Origin of the sequence: Pseudomonas sp. BAV 4579 (assembly GCF_009765395.1) — a bacterium.
GTDB classification, from domain to species: Bacteria; Pseudomonadota; Gammaproteobacteria; order Pseudomonadales; family Pseudomonadaceae; genus Chryseomonas; species Chryseomonas aestiva.
Map to the genome: position 1 here is coordinate 1 of NZ_WHOV01000037.1, position 15,009 is coordinate 15,009.

Consider the following 15,009-nt stretch of genomic DNA (forward strand, 5'->3'; position numbering starts at 1 on the left):
TGAGGTAGCTAATCCCATTACCCAGGAGAGATACAAGGTTGGGTTGAGACGGCTCTATCGTCGAAGCCCAACGTTGGCGGTGCTGGGCTTCGCTGGCGCTCAACCCAACCTACAAAAACCTACCGCCGCTTCCCGCGAAATCCCGTAGCGCCGCACCGTCCAGGCGATAGCGCACCCACTCGCCCTGCGCCTGGGCGCCCAGGCTTTGATAGAAGTCGATGGCCGGGGTGTTCCAGTCCAGCACGCTCCATTCCAGGCGGCCGCAGTCGTTGGCCACCGCCTCGCGGGCCAGTTCGCGCAGCAGGCCCTTGCCCAGGCCGGTGCCGCGAGCGCTGGGACTCACATAGAGGTCTTCCAGGTAGATGCCGTTGCGGCCCAGCCAGGTGGAATAGCTGTAGAAATACACGGCATAGCCCACCACCGCGCCCTCGTGCTCGGCGACCAGCGCCCGGGTCGGGGTAGCGGCGGCGAACAGCGTGGCCTCGATCTGGGCCGGGCTGGCCAGCACCTCGTGGACGGCCCTTTCATAGTCGGCCAGTTCGACGATCAGTTCGTGGATGCGGCGGGCGTCTTCGCGGCGGGCGGGGCGGATCTGGGTGGTCATGGGTGCCTTGGTCTGGTCGCGGGGCGGCGCCGACCTCAGGAGGGCACCGCGGCCCGATTGGCGGACCCGGCCAGCATGGCGGCGACCTGCGCGGCCAGCTGGTCCAGGGTGAAGGGCTTGGTCATGAGCTCCATGTTACCACCCAGAAAGGCCGTCCTGCTGAGCGCGCCTTCGGCGTAGCCGGTGAGGAACAGTACCGGCAACCGTGGCCTGAGCTGCTGGATCACCTCTGCCAACTGCCGACCATTGAGGCCTGGCAGGCCGACATCGGTCACCAGCAGATCCAGTTGGGGAATCTGATCCAGCAGGCGCAACGCGGCCTTGCCTTCGGCCGCGCTCCACACTCGATAACCCAGGGCTTCCAGCGCTTCCTGATTGACCAGCCGGACGGCATCATCGTCCTCCACCAGAAGGATGGTCTGCCCGGCACCCTGGGCTAGCGCCGCCGGCTCAGGCCGTAGCGGCTCTCGGCGCTGTTCGGCCAACGGTAGAAAGACGCAGACCTGCGTCCCGCTGCTGTCGCTGGCGATGGTCAGGCGGCCGTTGCTCTGCCGGGCGAAGCCATACACCATCGACAGGCCCAGCCCCGTGCCCTGACCTTGCGGCTTGGTGGTGAAGAAGGGTTCGAGCACCTTGTCCAGCAGCCGCTCCGGGATGCCGGTCCCACTGTCCCGCACCTCGATGCAGACATAGTCTCCCGGAGCCAGGGCATCGTCCTCGGTTCCCTGTTCGGTAACGGCGACCAGGGACGTCACCAGGGTGATGACCCCACCGTCCGGCATGGCATCGCGGGCGTTGATCACCAGGTTGAGCAGGGCGTTCTCCAGTTGATTGGCGTCGGCCAGGATCCAGGGCAGGTCATTGGCAAGGACCAGGGTTACCGAGATCTGCTCGCTCACCGTGCGTTGCAGCAGTTCCTGCAGCGCCAGGATCAGTTCGTTGGCGGACATGGGCCGGGATTCCAGCGATTGCCGGCGCGAGAAGGCCAGTAGGCGCTGGGTGAGCGACGCTGCCCGATGCGCCGACTGCTGCGCTGCATCCATGTAGCGCTCCAGGCCTTCCAGCTGGCGCTTGCCCTTGAGTCTCATCAGATCCAGCGCGCCCAGCACGCCGGTCAGCATGTTGTTGAAGTCGTGGGCGATACCGCCGGTGAGCTGGCCGACCGCTTCCATCTTCAACGACTGGCGGAGCTGCTCTTCGGCGCGACCGCGCTCGGTGGTTTCCCGTTGCAACTCGCTCAAGGTATGGGCGAGGGTGCGCGTTCGTTCCGCCACCTGGGATTCCAGCTCTTCGTTGAAGCGCCGCAATGCCAGTTCCGCGCGCTTTTCCTCGCTGATGTCGGCAATCATCGTGGTCGCGCCGATGACCCGCTGAGCCTCGTCGTGCAAGGGCACCGCGCTGACGCGCAACCAGGATTCCTCGCCTGCGTCGTTGGAGTGATAGAAGTCCTGTCCCTTCACCCGCTCGCCTCGCAAGGCCCGCGCCCCCGGGAACTGATCAGGTGTCAGCAATTGACCGGCAGCGTCGAGCGCGGCCCAGCGTAGCGCCTCCTCAGGGTGCCGAGACGGAATCTGGCGGCCGGACACATGCTGGTCATAGAACGGGTTGCTGACCAGAATGCGGCCTTCACCGTCCATGAAGCACACCCCGACTGGCAGGTTTTCCAGCAGCGTCTGCATGCGCTCGCGCTCCTGGGCGAGTTCGGCGAGGCGATCGCGCATATCGAACTGGCGCAAGCGCGAGCGCCAGGCGGCCGCGACGCTGCTCAGCAGGGAAGCCCCACTCAGAGGCCGTTCCAGGATGACCAGATTGGTCGCCGCCGCAGGCAACTGACGGCGCAGGAGATCATTGCCCCGTCCCGAACGCTTGGAATCGGACGCCAGCAGCACCAGGGGAATGTCCGACCAGGTCGGCTGCCGTTCCAGTGCCTTGGCCAGGGATCCCATGTCCTGGCGCAAGGCCTCTTCGGTGAAGACGATGATGCCGATGTCGTCGCCAAGCGTCGCCGCCACCTCGTCCAGGGTGGACAGATAACGGGTGTGGTAGCCCTGGGTAAAGAGCCGCTGCAGGCTGGCTGCATCACCTCTCAAGGGCGCGCAGATGATGAGTTCGCAGGACGCCGCTGCGTTTCTGGTCAATCGCGCTCTTCCATCAGGGGCTGTTTGGCACCGAAATACTCCGGCGTGCCGGTCAGTACGCCGCGGAAGTCCACCAGGGGTTTGCCGACCCGAATGCCCTGGGTGTCGATGCGCAATTCCCGGATCGCGTCCTCGTGACCGCCCCCGCGGTGCTTGAGGATGGAAATGGCCTTGCGTAGGCGCCCCTGCGCCTCGAAGAAGCGGATCAGCACCACGGTGTCGGCGATATAGGAGATATCGAGACTTGAGGTCATCGAACCGACCAGCCCGTGCTGGGGATTGATCAAAAAGGTCACCACCCCGGATTGGCTCAGGTACGAGAGCAATTCGTGCATCTGCAGGATCAGCTGCTGTTCCTGCGGCATGGCAGCCAGGTAACCGTTGAGGCTGTCCAACACCAGCATCCTGCAACCATGCGTCTCGACATCCCGCCGCACGCGCCAGGCGAACTCGCCCGGAGACAGCTCGGCGGGATCGATCTGGTGGATCACCAGCAGCCCTTCCTGCATGTGGCGCAGCAGCGGCATGCCCATGCTGTCCGCGCGCTTGAGCAGGGTGCCGATGCGCTCGTCGAACTCATAGACGGCGCACTTTTCGCCGCGTGCGCAGGCGGCCATCACAAACTGCAGGGCCAGGGTGGTCTTGCCGGCACCGGCCGGGCCGGTGAGCAGAGTGCTGGTGCCCCGCAACGGCCCGCCGTGCAGCAGGGCGTCCATATCGGCGATGTTGCTGGGCACGGGTTCGCCGGCAAAATCCTGGTAGCGCCCTGCCGCGATCATGCGCGGATAGACCTCTAGCCCGCCACGGCGGATGGTGAAGTCATGATAGCCGGCGACGAAGTCCACGCCGCGCAACTTCTGGACCTGTAGGCGACGGCGGGCAGCACCGAATTCCAGCGTCAGCCGCTCCAGGGTCAGGACACCGTGGCAGAGGCTGTGCAGGTGGTTGTCCCGTTCGCCGCCGCTGGTGGTCAGGTCGTCCACCAGCAGCACGGTGAGGCCACGCCCGGCAAAGAATTGCTTGAGCGCCAATACCTGGCGTCGATAGCGTAGCGGGTCCTGAGCGAGCAGGCGCATCTCGGACAGGCTGTCGAACACCAGGCGACGAGGCTTGAGCTCATCTACGCGAGCCTGGATCAGCCCTATGGTGTCACCCAGCTCGGACTCCCAGGGATGCAGGATGGTTTGCTCCTGCGCACCGCCCAGTACCGCATCGGCGGCCGACAGCTCGAAAAGATGCACGCCGTCCAGGCTCCAGCCATGGGATTCGGCGACGCTCTGCAGCTCTTCCCCGGTCTCCGACAGCGTGATGTAAAGCACCGACTCGCCCTGGCGCACGCCTTCGAAGAGAAACTGCAGACCCAGCGTGGTCTTGCCCGAGCCCGGAGTGCCCTCGAGTAGATAGAGCCGATCTTTCGGCAAACCACCGCGCAGTATCCCGTCCAGGCCGGGATTGCCTGTCGCGATGATGGACGGGCTAGGAAAGCTCATGGGTGACGGGACCTCGCGGCGAAGGAGCGAAAGAGGACAGCAAGCCCGCCGCGCAGACGGCTTCCGAGCAGACCTTGGAAAGACGGTGTAGGCAACTGCTGGAATTGCGCCGGAAGATGGCGGTACAGGAAGTCAAAGGCACCTGTCGCCCTGAATTATCGTCAGTCTAATCGCGTCGCCTGTCTCGGGCCACTCCGCCGGTAGCGTTCGACGCGCCGCCGGTGCTTCCCGGAGCTCTAACGGCACCTCGTGGTGTCTAGGCGATGCCGTTCGGTCCATCCAGCACCCGGCGTACCTTGCGCGCCAGATCATTGGGGATATAGGGCTTGGAGATTACCTCGAACTCCGAACCGCCGATGTCGGTGCGCTCCAGGGAATTCTCGGCGTACCCGGTGGTGAGCAGCACCTTGATCTGAGGATGCAGCCGCTTTACCTCCCGTGCCAGCATCACCCCATTCATGCCGCCGGGCATGATCAGATCGGTGAAAAGCAGCTCAAACGGCTGCTCGCTCTCGCGCAGTACCCGCAAGGCTTCACTTGCATTGAAGGCGATCTGCGCGGTGTAGCCGTAGTCTTCCAGCACCAGTTTGGCGAGTTCGGCGACATCCGGCCGGTCTTCCACCACCAGGATACGCTCCGTGCCGCTGCGGCGATCCGAACGCTGCTCCGCCTGCTGATGGGTGATGCGGCTGTCGTCAACCGGGAAGTAGAGGCGCAGCGTGGTACCCACGTCTTCTTCCGAATAGATGCGCACCGTGCCACCGGACTGCTTGACGAAGCCATAGACCATCGATAGCCCCAGCCCCGAGCCTTTGCCTTCTTCCTTGGTGGTGAAGAAGGGGTCCATCACCCGGTCGCGGATACTGGCGGGCATGCCATGACCGTTGTCGGTGATCGCCAGGCTGACGTAACGACCGGGCATCAGCCCGTCGTACGACATGCTGGCCAACTCGCGCACCTCGACGTTGCGCGTTTCAATGCCCACGCTGGGCTGCGGGCAATTCACCAGAGCGTCCCGGGCGTTGATCAGGATGTTGAGCAGCGCCACCTCGGCCTGGGTAGGGTCGATCCGGCAATTCCACAGCTCGGGATCCAGCTGGGTGCGGATCTCCACGGCGCCCAGGGTACGCTCGGCCAGCTCATGAGCGCCGCGGACGAGGTTGTTCAGATTGAGCACCCGGCCTTCGAGCTTCTGCTTGCGCGAAAACGCCAATAGTTGCTGGGTGAGGGTACTGGCGCGTTCGGCCGCCGACTTGGCATGGGTCGCGCTGCGCACGATGCGTTCCTGATCGAGGCTGGGCCGCTCCGCGGTGCGCTGGATGATGTCGATGTAGCCCATCATCACCTGCAGCAGATTGTTGAAGTCGTGGGCGATGCCGCCGGTGAGCTGACCGAGCGCCTCCATCTTCTGCGCCTGACGCAGGGCATCCTCGGCATCGCGCCGCCGGCTGACATCCAGCTGGGACGCGAAGTAATAGGTCAGTTCGCCCGCATCGTTGTACACCGGGGAGACGAACAGCGCATTCCAGAAGGTCGAGCCGTCCTTGCGATAATTGATGATCTCCACCGAGATCTCGCGTTCCTGCTCCACCGCCTCGCGGATCTGGGCGACCACCGAGCGATCGGTCTCCGGCCCCTGCAGAAAACGGCAGTTGCGCCCCAGCAGTTCGTCCACCCGGTACCCGGTCATGTCGGTAAAGGCGTTATTGGCGAACAGGATCGGGTTGTCCGGCTGGTTGGGGTCGGTGATCAGCATCGGCATCCGCGTGGTTTCCACGGCGGCGAAGAAGATGTTCTTGCCCTCGTGCGAGACATCGCTCGTCGCGGAATTGTCGACCCGCGCCTTGCGGGGTGGGTGCTTCTGGCTCACGGAGGCGGAATCCTTGCGCAGGCAAAATTAGGCGTCTTGGCCCTCAGACAGCCAAGCGGCGAAAAAACTTCATTGGTACCCCTTGCGGGCCCGTCTGGCATAGCTGTTTTCTGGCCTTAAAGCCAGGCGTGATGCGGCGTTGGCGGCCATTTGCCAGCGTACCGCTCACCTGCCTCAGGTGACCGTTAGGTAGGTTTCGGGAGAACCTCTTCAACACCCGCTGTCTGACCTGCCATGAAGCCAAGAAGCCTTGAAATACAAAGACAAATTCTTGTTCTGGAAGATGATCCTGGGCAGCGCGAATTGCTGACCGAAATCCTTACCGAACAGGGCCTGGATGTCGTGGCGGTCGCTTCCAGCGACGCGGCCTTGGCCCACATGGATAGCCGCGGCAGCGATACCAAGATGGTAATCGCCGATGTCAACGTGCCGGGCATGCTGGACGGCTTGGCCTTCGCCCAGCTGGCCGCCGTCAGCTGGCCCACCGTGCCCTTCATCATCATCTCCGGCTACATCGACCAGGATCTCGCCATCCTGCCGCGCCGAGCGGCCTTCCTGCCAAAGCCCTGGAGCGTGGCCGACCTCAGCCAACTGGTCGAGGACCTGCTGCCGCGTCGCTAGGGTCCTGCTTCTTGGGTGGCGCAACCTGCCCGTGCCGGCCTGCCGCCTTTACAGTCACGCCTCCTTTCGTCCCCCGAATAGACGCGCTCGTCGGCAGTACCCCCTTTCGACTGGCCAAATGATATGACGTCCGTCGGCATGCCCGTTTTGCAGGGAACCAAAAGCCTTGAACGCTATCAATGTGCCATCTATTCCCGACTGGCAAGGAGCGCTTCATGGACGCAGTCATCACCCAGATTTCTCAGATCACCGATTGGGAATTTCTCATTGCGCTGGAGCGCAGCCTGGAAAGCCGCGGTCGCCTCGACCTGGCCGCACGCGAAGCCCTCGAACGCCAGGGCAGACTGCTCTCGCGCCGCTACCTGATGCAGAAGGGCAAGCTCGGCAACGGCCCCTTCACCCCGGTGGAAAACGAGATCCTCGACGTCCTGGCCACGGCCACGGCCGCCCTGCGCCGCAATCGGCGCCTGCCCCACAACATCGTCAAGACCCTGCGCGCGGGTGGCCTGATCGAGGCGGTCGAGCGCAACGTCTGCCACGCCGGCGCGCTGCAGTGCCGCACCGACTTCGAAGCCGACGGCATTCCCCGCGGTACCCTGGAGCGCATCGTCGATCGCAATCCCCAGGCCTTCGAGCTGGAAGCCCGCCGCGCCGCCGCGCGCTACATCGCCGAGCAGGAACCGGCCTTCCGCGCCGCCGGCTGAGTCTCGCCATGGCCGCCTGCGGGCGGCCATGGCGGTTCGAGAGCAGGCTGATCGCCGTCCTGACCCCGTGCTACCGTTTCCAAGCCCCCAGATGAAACGAGCCCTGTCATGGCCCTCGCCGATAACCTGCTGGCCTTCACCCTGGCCGCGTCCCTGCTCACCGTCACCCCAGGCCTCGATACCGCGCTGATCCTGCGCACTGCCGCTGTCGAAGGACGCGCCCAGGCCTGGCGTGCGGCCCTGGGGATCAACGCGGGCTGCCTGCTCTGGGGCGCCGCCGTGGCCTTCGGCCTGGGCGCGTTGCTGGCAGTCTCGGAACTGGCCTATACGTTGCTGAAGTATTGTGGCGCCGCCTACCTCTGCTGGCTCGGCCTCAACCTGCTGCTGCGACCTCGTACGGCGCTTACGCCAGCGGCAGGCGAGGGCGGCACGGCCTCCAACTGCTTCGTGAAGGGCATGCTGGGCAATATCCTCAATCCCAAGGTCGGCATCTTCTACGTGTCCTTCCTGCCCCAGTTCATTCCCCAGGGCCAACCCCTGATCGCCTGGACCTTCGGCCTGGTCGCCATCCATGTGGCGCTGGGCCTGCTCTGGTCCCTGACGCTGATCGGCGCCACTCGCACCCTGGGCAAGGCCCTGCGCCAGACCAGGGTGATCCGCTGGCTGGATCGGGTGACGGGGATGGTCTTCCTGCTGTTCGCCGCCAAGCTGGCGTTGAGTCGGCGGTAGAGAAGGGGGAGCGGCGCTTCCGAGCGGGCGCCAAAGCCAGACGCCAGAAACGACAAGGCCCGCACTTGGCAAGCCTTGGAGGTGCAAGCGCGCAGGTGGATGCCCCTTTTAGCCCAGGCGCCGCCCACCTCCAGGCATTGACGCACCCGCCAGCGACTCGATGATCCTGCATTCCGCTATGGTCCCGCCGTGGCAGCACGCCAACAGTCGCTGCAATTCGCTCTCCAGGGCTTGCAGATCGGCAAGCCGCTGCCGCACCTGCTGTAGGTGTTCTGCCACCAGACCATCCACAGCGTCACAAGGCGCCTGCTGTCTATCCGCCAGGCCGAGTAGCTCCCGCACTTCATCCAGGCTGAAGCCCAGCGTACGGGCACGTCTGACGAAGAGCAGCCGATCCCGTTCGGTCGGGCCGTACATCCGGTAGCCGGCCGCAGAGCGCGTCGAGGACGGCAGCAACCCTTCCTTTTCGTAATAGCGAATGGTGACGGTCTTGGTATCCGTGGCCTTGGCCAACTGACCGATGGTGTACGTAGAGGCGTTCATGGCCTTGACCTTATAGCGACTATAACCTTCAGCCTAGGGCAAATCCTGAGTGTTGCCGAGAGGGTGCTGTGGACAGTTGCTGCGAAGACAAGGCCAGCGAGCTGGCTCAGTTGCGAGGTCGCCAGAGTCGCGTGCTCTACAGTGTGCTGGCGATCAATGCGGTGATGTTTCTGCTGGAGTTCGCGGCCGGTTGGCTGGCCGGCTCGACGGCGCTGCTCGGGGATTCCCTGGACATGTTCGGCGATGCCTCGGTCTATGCGCTGACGCTGTTCATGCTACATCGCGGGGATAGAGCTCGCGCCGGTGCTGCCCTGGTGAAAGGCGGCTTCATGCTGCTGTTCGGCGTGCTGGTGATCGCGGACGCGGTGCGCAAGGTGATCCTGCAGGAGGTGCCCCAGGCCGACTGGATGGGCTCGGTCGGACTCGTCGCACTGCTCGCCAATACCTACTGCTTCTACCTGCTGTACAGCCATCGCGCGGACGATCTGAACATGAGGTCCACCTGGATCTGTTCACGGAACGATCTGGTCGCCAATACCAGCGTGGTGCTGGCCGCCATCCTGGTGGCTGTCACCGGCAGCCTCTGGCCAGACGTCCTGGTCGGTCTGGCCATCGCCGCGCTGTTCCTGCTCTCGGCCTGGCAGGTCAGCCGTGAGGCCTACCGCGCGTGGCGTCTTGCTTCGGAAGGGCAGGGAGAGCCAGCGCAGGAGCTGCAAGTCGCTCCGATGCAAGAGCCGCCGGTGTCTTCCTGCTGCGGCGGTAAGGCGCCAGCGGTCATCGTTGCGCCTGGTCAGCGCGCTCCGGCTGCTTCGTGCTGCGCCTCTGACAGCAAGAAGGGGGCTTTTGAAGCCGTGGAAAAGCCAGGCCGCCCGTAGGCGGTCTGTTGCTGTGCAGGCAGGGGCGGGCAAGGCGATCTCGTCGCTCCTTGGGTCGTGGACAATCCACCACCGAGACGTCCGCTTCCCGGTTTGGCATGCCGGAGAACAGAATGGGCGCCTGTGGGAGCGGTCGTGCAGGAGAGAAAAGGGGTGAGCGCCGCGAGGGCAGATTGCCAAACGCCAGAAACAACAAAGCCCGCACTGGGCGGGCTTTGGGGTGATCCTTGCGGGTCAGATTGGTCGGGGCGACTACGTCAATACATTCGTCTCTAAGCTGCTTAGATGCTGGATTCTAGGCGGTTTGTGATCTCTGGGCATACAAGCTGGCATACACGGTGGTTTTGATCCACTGCTTGCGCGTCAGTCCTTCTAGCCTGTCTGGTTTATTCGTTCGGAGAAAAAAGTCCTACGGAGATTGCTGCAGCCATAAGCGGGGGTACAGCATTCCCAACCTGACGAGCCTTGGAATTTTTTGAGCCAAAAAAAGTGAAGGAACGTGGAAACGTCTGTAGCCGTGCAGCTTCCCGCAGGCTCAAGGCTCGGTCTTGGACAGGGTGTCCAAAACGTCCATTTGAATAGCTTATACAGCGTGTTGTTAGACCTACTGCCGGCTTGTCCCAGCTCAGCCTTCCGTACACATCTGAATGCCCTTTGTATCCCTTGTGGCATTCAAGAATCAATTCTTCAGGCCAATGTTCTCTCCCTCCACCTTCAGGAGTATTCTGAATTCTTTGCAGGTTCAAATCAGAAAGTTTTAGTGCAAAGTGATCAGGGTCCCGTTCATTGACCTGGCCATTTAATAGTGGGGGAAGTTCGGATATCCAGTCGCGTAATGTTGAGTAGGGTATTTTACTGGCGCCGTGACTTGGCGCAGGTATAGATACTTTGTTTTTTGGACGCTATCAGAACAAGTCTGGCACGTCTTTGAGGTACACCAAACCACTGGGCTTCTACTACCTTGGAGTCGTGGTTGTATCCAAGTCTGTCAAGAAGCCCTAAAAAATTCTTGAAAGTCTTACTGTTCGCAGCGCGACGCTGTATTCCTGGGACATTTTCCACAAAAACATATTCAGGTAGCCACGCTTCGACAAATCGACCAAACTCGTCTAGCAACGTAGATCTGGTGTCGCTAGAGGTTCTTTGCCGATTTTGTTTGGAGAACGGTTGGCAAGGAGCACACCCACAAAATAGAAGTGGATTCTCTCTTTTGCCTAAAATGTGGCTAATGTCATCCGTTTTTACTTCGCGGATGTCTTTCTGTATCGTATTAGCGTCGGGAAAGTTTTGTTTAAATGTCTGAATCGCATCGTAGTCGATGTCGATAGCCATTTTTATATTGAGTCCGATATCACGGAATCCACAGCTGGTGCCGCCGCATCCAGAGAAAAAGTCGAATACGTCAACGTTCATAGCGGTCTCAGTCAATGTACTTCCGTAAAGTCCTGGAGAGCTCAACAATATCGAGGTGGTCAGGGGGGATAGTGGCCAGCTTTCTAACTTGTGTCTCAAGTATCTCAGCTGACGTGACCGTTTCGGTATCCATTAGCCCTTTTTCTAATCGGGTGAGCTTAGCATACTTTTCTTTGGATTTCTCGTTTTCACATAAAGCAGTGATGGCTGTTTTTTCCATATTATTCCAGATGAAGACTTCTGGATTCTCGTCTGGAAGATAGCTTGTATGCTTGATGATGTATTCTAGAAATCCCCTTTCCAATTTCTCAAGTGCTTGCTCAGCGTTCGGGTCATCCCCGCCGTTTCGTGAGAATTCAATTGATTGAGCACCTGTGAAAGTCTTGATCTGTTCCTTGATGGCTTTTGTGTCTATTTCAGGAATGTTTTCAGGAGGCGTGATGGCCTTCTGCGGTTTTTGATCGCCGTCTAACAAAAACAATACGTTATTTACTTGGGTTTGAAAAAGGCCGGGCATGCATGTAGTGAATATTGATTTGGCACCGCCTGGATAGGGGATAATCTCAAATTGCTCCATCGCCGCTTCTCCAATCAGCCTGAGGGCCTTCCTAACAATTTCCTTGGCTAGAAGGTCTTCTACAAATATTTTCTTTTTGTTAGCAGGCGAAAGACCAAGATGGAAAAATGCTTCATTCGGCTTTACGTTTTGCGGGCAAACAACTCGCCCCGATGCCAGGTTTTGCTGCAGCAGCACTATAGCGTTGTCCGGAAGCTGATCAATTATTGATTTTGAATGAGTGCCAATGAATATTTGATGCTTTTTCTGAATGCACTGCTCGGATAAAAATTCTATGAGCTTTGACTGTGCTCCAGGATGAAGTGAGACTTCCGATTCATCTATGACTATCAGCGTCTTATCCTTAGCCTTTAGAATCTTGTGAACCAAAATTATGACTGCAAATTCTCCGCTTCCTGCGAATGCTTCGCTATAGCTTAGATCTCTTGTTTTGATTATGGCTGTATAGGAATTGTTTTCAAACAGATCGTGCAGGATGAGTTTTATGCTGACATATTCTCGGCCTACTATGTCCGAAATTTTTCTCAATTCAATTGCACTAAGCTCAATGTTGGAGAAAATTTGCTCTTTTCGTCCTTTAAATGGTCGAAGCGTTTTAAGGTCTTCATTAACTGCTCGCTTTAGATAAACTGAGCGCTGTCTGAGAATTTTTTTCGGCTTTCGTCCGCGTAGAGCTGATACTGACTGTCCACGATAAAGAAGCTTATCAAAGGCGCTGATTTCGTTTCTGAAATCAATAACCAGCACTTCTTTTTTTATTCCTTTCCATCGGGTTCTTGTCCTTCCTGGATGTACTTTGCCATCTGCTAACTTGGGAAGCCTTGTCATACCATCTCCGACTAGTGGCCTAGACGGCTCCCAATAATCAGGTTCATCAGGCTTGGAAATTCTTGTTTGTATTACCTCCACTATGGCTTTCGAAGTCGGATCTTTGTAGCCAAATATATATCTCGGTCGTCCCCCAGTTTCATCTATTGGATCTACGTCCGTCGAAAACCAAAAGTCGCCGAGATTCGAGTATTGTGGACAGCAGGCAAGCGCTCTTAGAACTGAGCTTTTATTTGATCCATTAGGGCCAACAATGGCTGTTATTGGAAAGCTAAACTCGATGCGAAGGTACGGTTCTAGGTTCTTGAAGTGGGGGAATCTAATGTGCCTGACAGATGGCTCGAATTGATCGAATTCAAAAGCCGCTTGAAGACCTTTAATGTTTATCATGATTTTATGCTTAGTAAGTTTTACGTCGTACGCGTTTAAAGTTCAGCGCGCTTTTTAATTTTTTCTTCTCAATTCGTTTTTTTCTCATAGCGTCCCTTAACGGGCTTTGTGTGCCAGTTTTTATAGACCGTGTAATTTCTTGCGGTAGTTTAGATGCTTCTTCTATTAATGTGTCTACAAAGGACTTTTGAACAAGCCACATGATTTCGAGTATTAGAACGGGTGTGAGATAGAATGCGAATTGGGCTATTTGCGCGCTAAATGGGCGCTGGGAGGGATATATTGGTAGGATCAGAAGGCCAAGAGATATAACTGCTGAGAGTAGAAAGCAAGTGTATAGCGCAGCCTCCTTTTTTAGTTCTCTTAACGTTTTGAGTCGGTCAATCCTGATCTTTTTTGCTTTTACAAGGTCTCGGTAACGGAGGCCTCTTAACAGATAGACCAGTTTGGTAATTGCCGGACCACCTAGTTTTTTGAATCCCCAATACAGTCCAGCCGTCAAGGCAGGGAGATAGAGATCTTTTACGCTCGGCAGAATGTCTGCGGATCCCAACGTGTTCCAGTCCAAATCACTTTCCCTATGCTGTTGGCTTGAATTGGTAATTGTGATCCGACTCACGAATTTCTGCCACTAGGTCTGGATGGGTTACTCATGCCTCAGCTGCAGGGATCTGCAGGGTTTTTTCTGGTGCAGAGTCTAGCCTTAGGACCACAGCTGGCGCGGCCTTCAGGACAGTGCAGGGATGCAGAAAAACCGACACATTTAGCCCGCAGGCGTGGCGGGGGGACAACGGCGCGCGCTGGGGTAAGAGGCCCGCGGCGGCTGGAGACGGACGGTTGGGAACGATTCATCGAAGGTGCTATCAGATCGCCATCTTGGAACCACTTGCAGGGATAGCAGCTATGGATCGTGTCGTCGCCCAGATCTCCCAGAATCTCGACTGGGAATACCTCATCGCGCTGGAAAGCAGCCTGACCGCTCGCGGCCTCATCAACGGAAAGGTCCAGGCTGAGTTGGACCGTCATGCCCACACCCTGGCCCGGCGATACCTGCTGAAAAAAGCCAGGTTGGGCAATGGTCCCTTCTCTGCGGTAGAGGAAGAGATCCTCGATGTCCTGGCCACCGCCGTTGCGGCCCTGCGGCGCTCCCGGCAGTTGCCGCACAACATCATTAAGAGCCTGCGCGCGGGTGGATTGATCGCCGCTGTGCAGCGCAGCGTCTGCCACTCCGGCGTTCTTCAATGCCGCACCGACTTCGAAGCGGACGGCATTGCGCGGGGCACCTTTGAGGCAATCGTGAATCGTCACCCAAGCGCGTTCGACGCTGAGACGATCAATCTGGCCAGCCTGCAATCGGCTATGCCTGCACAAGCACCCCTGCAAGCGGTCAGCTGACTCGTTCACCCGGATAGCGACAGGCCGCCTGTAGGCGGCCTGTCGCTGGCCAGGAAGAGCTAGGCGCTGTGCTGAACGCCTTTCTCTTCGAGCAGGGCGAGCAGGTTGGCCCGCTTCCGGGCGAGCATTGTGGGACTCGATGCTTCCTGGCCCGTGAGTTCGTAGGCTACGGCTGGAAGCACCTGCAGCGCCTGCTCGTGCGGATCTGCGTCAGCTGGCTCGAGTCCGGTCCCAGCCGCGTCCACCAGCGTTGCCAGCGAACGTTCGAAGCGTCCTCGGGCCGCCTGCTCGCAATCGCTGCTAGCGATCATCCCTTCACCGAGGACCGCGCGGAGGTGGCGTGCCTGCTGACGTCTGGCCAGCTGCAGCCAGGCACGGCCCTCATCGGTGGCGAACATCGCAGCGGACGCGGCGGCGAAGCGATGATCCCCGTAGAGGGCTGCCGCCTGGTCTCTGGTGTAGGCGTATCGCTTGCGCGCCTCCACTGCGTCCAGCTGCGCCAGTTGGTAGCTCGGCTCCAACTCGCTTGCCAGCTCCTCGTAGCTCTCGGCCAGCTCGCGCTTGTCCAGCTCGGCGCGCTTCACCTTCAAGATCTCCGGCCTTGGGTCGCCATCGGCAGCGCGGAATGCCGCCCGCCATTCGCTGCCGGCCGTCTCCGATTCGTGGCGGGCAGCGCTGGCCGCAGCACGGTGCTTTTCCAGTCGCTTGCCGAGGGCGATCAGCGTTTCGCGCTGGGCCAGGTAGGCGGCTTTCGCCTGGTCATGGCTGGCCAGTGCGGCGGCAACGTCTTCGGGGAGGGCGGTGGTGTGGGTTTCGGTGTTCATGGGGTGTC

The 15,009-nt window shown here is 59.6% G+C and carries 14 protein-coding genes; 5 read left to right on the top strand and 9 right to left on the bottom strand.

Annotated elements, in window-relative coordinates:
- Positions 1-109 precede the first annotated feature (109 nt).
- The 4 genes from GSQ95_RS09850 to GSQ95_RS09865 form a co-directional block, all read right to left on the bottom strand.
- Positions 110-604, bottom strand: a complete 495-nt coding sequence (locus GSQ95_RS09850; protein ID WP_158896150.1) for a GNAT family N-acetyltransferase — start codon at positions 602-604, stop codon at positions 110-112.
- A gap of 35 nt (positions 605-639) precedes the next feature.
- A complete protein-coding gene (locus tag GSQ95_RS09855; RefSeq protein ID WP_158896148.1) occupies positions 640-2,742 on the bottom strand; it encodes an ATP-binding protein in 2,103 nt (700 codons plus the stop codon).
- Entirely contained in the window at positions 2,739-4,232 is a 1,494-nt protein-coding gene (locus GSQ95_RS09860) for an ATPase domain-containing protein (protein WP_158896146.1), read from the bottom strand. The genes GSQ95_RS09855 and GSQ95_RS09860 overlap by 4 nt, the downstream gene beginning before the upstream one ends.
- Before the next feature lie 256 nt (positions 4,233-4,488).
- Positions 4,489-6,102, bottom strand: coding sequence for a hybrid sensor histidine kinase/response regulator (locus tag GSQ95_RS09865; protein WP_158896144.1), 1,614 nt, complete (start codon positions 6,100-6,102; stop codon positions 4,489-4,491).
- Between the two features lie 234 nt (positions 6,103-6,336).
- Between GSQ95_RS09865 and GSQ95_RS09870 the strand changes: the two genes are divergently transcribed.
- The 3 genes from GSQ95_RS09870 (at position 6,337) to GSQ95_RS09880 (ending at position 8,156) form a co-directional block, all read left to right on the top strand.
- A complete protein-coding gene (locus GSQ95_RS09870) occupies positions 6,337-6,723 on the top strand; it encodes a response regulator (protein WP_256664539.1) in 387 nt (128 codons plus the stop codon).
- A gap of 215 nt (positions 6,724-6,938) precedes the next feature.
- Positions 6,939-7,427: a hypothetical protein gene (locus GSQ95_RS09875; protein WP_158896140.1), complete on the top strand. Its 489-nt coding sequence runs from the start codon at positions 6,939-6,941 to the stop codon at positions 7,425-7,427.
- Positions 7,428-7,535: 108 nt separating this feature from the next.
- Positions 7,536-8,156 (top strand): LysE family translocator, encoded by a 621-nt coding sequence (locus tag GSQ95_RS09880; RefSeq protein ID WP_158896138.1) that lies wholly within the window; start codon positions 7,536-7,538, stop codon positions 8,154-8,156.
- Between the two features lie 108 nt (positions 8,157-8,264).
- On the opposite strand, the gene GSQ95_RS09885 is transcribed toward GSQ95_RS09880, so the two are convergent.
- Positions 8,265-8,699, bottom strand: coding sequence for a helix-turn-helix domain-containing protein (locus GSQ95_RS09885; protein ID WP_158896136.1), 435 nt, complete (start codon positions 8,697-8,699; stop codon positions 8,265-8,267).
- A gap of 131 nt (positions 8,700-8,830) precedes the next feature.
- On the opposite strand from GSQ95_RS09885, the gene GSQ95_RS09890 reads away from it, so the two are divergent.
- Positions 8,831-9,574, top strand: a complete 744-nt coding sequence (locus GSQ95_RS09890) for a cation transporter (protein ID WP_372240098.1) — start codon at positions 8,831-8,833, stop codon at positions 9,572-9,574.
- 386 nt (positions 9,575-9,960) lie between these two features.
- On the opposite strand, the gene GSQ95_RS27130 is transcribed toward GSQ95_RS09890, so the two are convergent.
- From GSQ95_RS27130 to GSQ95_RS09900, 3 genes are all read right to left on the bottom strand, one after another.
- Complete coding sequence (locus GSQ95_RS27130) at positions 9,961-10,320, bottom strand: DNA cytosine methyltransferase (protein WP_218580202.1); 360 nt, start codon at positions 10,318-10,320, stop codon at positions 9,961-9,963.
- Between the two features lie 106 nt (positions 10,321-10,426).
- Complete coding sequence (locus GSQ95_RS26275) at positions 10,427-10,987, bottom strand: DNA cytosine methyltransferase (RefSeq protein ID WP_218580203.1); 561 nt, start codon at positions 10,985-10,987, stop codon at positions 10,427-10,429.
- Between the two features lie 7 nt (positions 10,988-10,994).
- The gene (locus tag GSQ95_RS09900) at positions 10,995-12,782 is read right to left on the bottom strand and encodes an ATP-dependent endonuclease (RefSeq protein WP_158896132.1); all 1,788 of its coding nucleotides are present in this window, start codon (positions 12,780-12,782) and stop codon (positions 10,995-10,997) included.
- Positions 12,783-13,685: 903 nt separating this feature from the next.
- Here GSQ95_RS09900 and GSQ95_RS09905 point away from each other — a divergent pair.
- On the top strand, positions 13,686-14,177 hold the full coding sequence (locus GSQ95_RS09905; RefSeq protein WP_256562850.1) for a hypothetical protein: 492 nt from the start codon (positions 13,686-13,688) through the stop codon (positions 14,175-14,177).
- Between the two features lie 59 nt (positions 14,178-14,236).
- Here GSQ95_RS09905 and GSQ95_RS09910 read toward each other — a convergent pair whose 3' ends face one another.
- A complete protein-coding gene (locus GSQ95_RS09910; RefSeq protein ID WP_093249426.1) occupies positions 14,237-15,001 on the bottom strand; it encodes a hypothetical protein in 765 nt (254 codons plus the stop codon).
- Positions 15,002-15,009: the final 8 nt, after the last annotated feature.

Excerpts from the sequence above, each read along its gene's own strand:
- GSQ95_RS09910 (WP_093249426.1), bottom strand. The coding sequence starts at position 15,001 with ATGAACACCGAAACCCACACCACCGCCCTCCCCGAAGACGTTGCCGCC.
- GSQ95_RS09900 (WP_158896132.1), bottom strand. The coding sequence starts at position 12,782 with ATGATAAACATTAAAGGTCTTCAAGCGGCTTTTGAATTCGATCAATTC.
- GSQ95_RS09905 (WP_256562850.1), top strand. The coding sequence starts at position 13,686 with ATGGATCGTGTCGTCGCCCAGATCTCCCAGAATCTCGACTGGGAATAC.
- GSQ95_RS09870 (WP_256664539.1), top strand. The coding sequence starts at position 6,337 with ATGAAGCCAAGAAGCCTTGAAATACAAAGACAAATTCTTGTTCTGGAA.
- GSQ95_RS09850 (WP_158896150.1), bottom strand. The coding sequence starts at position 604 with ATGACCACCCAGATCCGCCCCGCCCGCCGCGAAGACGCCCGCCGCATC.
- GSQ95_RS26275 (WP_218580203.1), bottom strand. The coding sequence starts at position 10,987 with ATGAACGTTGACGTATTCGACTTTTTCTCTGGATGCGGCGGCACCAGC.
- GSQ95_RS09875 (WP_158896140.1), top strand. The coding sequence starts at position 6,939 with ATGGACGCAGTCATCACCCAGATTTCTCAGATCACCGATTGGGAATTT.
- GSQ95_RS09860 (WP_158896146.1), bottom strand. The coding sequence starts at position 4,232 with ATGAGCTTTCCTAGCCCGTCCATCATCGCGACAGGCAATCCCGGCCTG.
- GSQ95_RS09885 (WP_158896136.1), bottom strand. The coding sequence starts at position 8,699 with ATGAACGCCTCTACGTACACCATCGGTCAGTTGGCCAAGGCCACGGAT.
- GSQ95_RS09880 (WP_158896138.1), top strand. The coding sequence starts at position 7,536 with ATGGCCCTCGCCGATAACCTGCTGGCCTTCACCCTGGCCGCGTCCCTG.